Origin of the sequence: Microvirga antarctica (assembly GCF_017921815.1) — a bacterium.
Taxonomy (GTDB): Bacteria; Pseudomonadota; Alphaproteobacteria; order Rhizobiales; family Beijerinckiaceae; genus Microvirga; species Microvirga antarctica.
Genome location: NZ_JAGEMM010000165.1, coordinates 1 through 284, shown reverse-complemented (window position 1 = coordinate 284; position 284 = coordinate 1). Strand labels below are relative to the sequence as shown.

The 284-nt window shown below is 71.1% G+C and carries 1 protein-coding gene; it reads right to left on the bottom strand.

What is annotated here, in order from left to right:
- Window positions 1-201: hypothetical protein (locus J4G32_RS21325; RefSeq protein WP_210497720.1), on the bottom strand; the 201-nt coding region annotated here is incomplete at its 3' end.
- Window positions 202-284 lie beyond the last annotated feature (83 nt).

The following is a 284-nucleotide window of genomic DNA, read 5'->3' as shown; positions in this document are numbered from 1 at the left end:
GACGCGGACGCCGTGCTTGTTCATGTCGTACTCGGCGATGGGCAGGCCCGGCTCGCCGCCGGCTGCGACGATCGCGTCGGCGACCCTGTCGAAGAGAGGGCCGACGACGGCGCTCACCTCGGGCTGCGAGCCGACCGTCTCGGTCAGGGCGGCGAGCCGGACGAACGGGAGGGGTTTCTCGGTGATCTGCACGTCGGACATCATCGTCTCCTGAGGTCGGTGGTCGATGCGGCCGATCCTACGCGTGGCCTCCGACGTCCGGCATCCCCCGCGCGTCCGCCCCT